The following is a 2,239-nucleotide window of genomic DNA, read 5'->3' as shown; positions in this document are numbered from 1 at the left end:
TGAACTGGATGAATCCACCTCTGAACTCCATTGACAGGAGTACACGGGTAGGGGCACAACATGTTGTGCCCCTACGATTATCTGTACCTCACCAACTTGCAATCTGCTGTAAATTAAACCTAATTAGTGACTTCTTTCTATCATAGAACTTGTGAAATCAATTAATAGGAGGATGCCAACCACTAATTGTCCAACGTCGTCGAGCAACAACTATAACTGGATTATTCATTCGCAAGCAAACAATTGTAGCCCTGCCAATAGTAGTTAAACCTTCAACTCTTGTCCCATCAGAACTCCAATTAAAATGGTCTGACCATCTCTGTGTACGTGGATGAAATAGAGGTGTTATTTCCCCAATTAAAGGGTCTATAGCTTCGGTTGAATCAGCTTTAAATTCATTGCAAGAACGACAAGCTAAACATAGATTGTCAAACGTAGTTTCCCCACCTTTAGAACGGGGTTGAATATGGTCATAACTCATAGGAATGCCGCTATTAGCTTCAGTAGTTAAGCAATAACAGCAACGTCCTTTATCGCTAGCAGATATTTTAGTTTTTAAGCTTTCAGGAATGTATTTAGACACAATAGTTTAAGCAGTTGGCATATAATGTCCTCGCCAACGGAGTAACACAGCAGCTTGGGCTTTACAAAGCATAAAACTATCTGCTTCGTGACGCAGTTTTATGAGTTCCAATTGTTCTGCATCTGTAATGTTACCACTAGAGTTACATTCCAGCAGAAAGTTGTATCGTTCCATTTGCTCTGCTGTTTTACGACTGCGGACAATTTGCCACAAACTATTGTCATCTAGTTTATCTAAAGCCGCGAGGTCAGCTTGGAATTCCTCTGGTACATCATCCCATTCTGGAGGACTACCTACTTGCAAAGCATGAACTATTACCTCTTCAATGGGGCGACGTTGCGCGTGGGCAGTGTTAACTAAACGCTGATAGAGTATTTCTGGAATTTGCAGAGTAATTGTTTCTGTTGCCATTACTTTTTTATATCAATATATCAATGATAATATTCAAAACTCAAGTAAATGGATTAAGTATGGCAATACCGCATCCCTCGAAGTCTTTTGTATTTCTTGTTACTAATGTTATTTGGTGAATTTCGGCGGTTGCGGCAATTATTATATCCGCTTGAGTGCGAGGTTTTCCTTGAGTTTGTAGGTATCCTCTTAATTCACCCGCACGTTTAGCAATTTCTGGGCTGACAGGGATTAGCTGACAGTAAGTTACCAAAAAATTATCAAACCAAGTTTTAATCCTGGAGTTGGGTTTTGCTGATAAACCATAGCAAATTTCTTCTAATGTAATAGCGCTGAGAAAAATTGATGAGATGCTTTGACTCCAAGCAATGACTCCAGAATTGGGTATTGGACGAGCTAATTCACTGATAATGTTAGTATCACAGAGAAAGCTCATACTATTCCTCAGCAAATGGAATAGGGCGATCGCTACATCGTGCAGGAGTTTCTAAAATGTAATTCTCTTCCGCACAGAGTTGACGTAATTCTGCAAAAGCATCTGCCAGGGAAGATACTTTTTGTTGCTGATGCCAAGCAAGGAACTCTTGAAAAAGTTTTGGTTCTACGATCGCAGCAACTAATTTGTCCTGCTTGAAGATTAATTGAGGTTCTGATGCAATAGCATCAATCACCTCTGGCAGTTTTTGTTGTGCTTCGTCAAGTTTCCAGTTCATTTGTTTTAAATGTTGGACTGCTGATTATAACTTAACGTAACTTTAGACATCGCTTGGCATAAACCCAGATAATCTTGATTAAGCTACTTATTCAGATTCTATTAGTCCAGTAATTTGGCTGACGCTGAAGGTGCATGATTGCAACTATTAAAATTTGCTGCTCTTTGATGGCATAAATTATACCATAGGGAAAACTGGCTATGCGGCAGCGTCTTGTATTCTTTGATAATTGAGTCCATGCTTGTGGGAACTGTTCAATACGATTGAGAGTGCGTTCAACTTCGGCAATAAATGCGTCTCCCATGTCGCGGCTGATATTGTCATAGTAAGCAACAGCATCATCTAATTCCTGTTTGGCATCAGAGGATGTTTGAAAAGTCCTGTTGTTGGTAGCAAAAAGTTTTAGATTCCCCTAAATCCCCCTTAAAAAGGGGGACTTTGACTCCGGTTCCCCCCTTTTTAAGGGGGGCTAGGCAGGGTGGTTTCATACAACGAGAGAAAAATAATAATGATTTGTATAGGGTGGAAATAA

At 39.8% G+C, this 2,239-nt stretch carries 5 protein-coding genes; all 5 read right to left on the bottom strand.

All coding sequences use genetic code 11. The features are described 5' to 3' along the window. Window positions 1-157 precede the first annotated feature (157 nt). The 5 genes from A4S05_RS28235 to A4S05_RS28215 all read right to left on the bottom strand — a co-directional run bounded on the left by A4S05_RS28235 (window position 158) and on the right by A4S05_RS28215 (window position 2,023). Window positions 158-583 carry an HNH endonuclease gene (locus tag A4S05_RS28235; RefSeq protein ID WP_069073101.1) on the bottom strand — a complete coding sequence of 142 codons (426 nt, stop codon included), beginning with the start codon at window positions 581-583 and terminating at the stop codon, window positions 158-160. Between the two features lie 6 nt (window positions 584-589). Beyond that, the gene (locus A4S05_RS28230) at window positions 590-994 is read right to left on the bottom strand and encodes a hypothetical protein (protein ID WP_069073100.1); all 405 of its coding nucleotides are present in this window, start codon (window positions 992-994) and stop codon (window positions 590-592) included. A 40-nt stretch (window positions 995-1,034) separates the two neighbouring features. Continuing rightward, window positions 1,035-1,430, bottom strand: coding sequence for a type II toxin-antitoxin system VapC family toxin (locus A4S05_RS28225; protein ID WP_084227302.1), 396 nt, complete (start codon window positions 1,428-1,430; stop codon window positions 1,035-1,037). Window position 1,431: 1 nt separating this feature from the next. Next, the gene (locus tag A4S05_RS28220) at window positions 1,432-1,707 is read right to left on the bottom strand and encodes a prevent-host-death protein (protein WP_069073099.1); all 276 of its coding nucleotides are present in this window, start codon (window positions 1,705-1,707) and stop codon (window positions 1,432-1,434) included. Between the two features lie 91 nt (window positions 1,708-1,798). After that, a complete protein-coding gene (locus A4S05_RS28215) occupies window positions 1,799-2,023 on the bottom strand; it encodes a type II toxin-antitoxin system RelE/ParE family toxin (RefSeq protein ID WP_225892482.1) in 225 nt (74 codons plus the stop codon). Window positions 2,024-2,239: the final 216 nt, after the last annotated feature.

It is taken from the genome of Nostoc sp. KVJ20 (genome assembly GCF_001712795.1).
Taxonomy (GTDB): domain Bacteria; phylum Cyanobacteriota; class Cyanobacteriia; order Cyanobacteriales; family Nostocaceae; genus Nostoc.
This window is presented reverse-complemented; position numbering and strand designations above follow the sequence as displayed.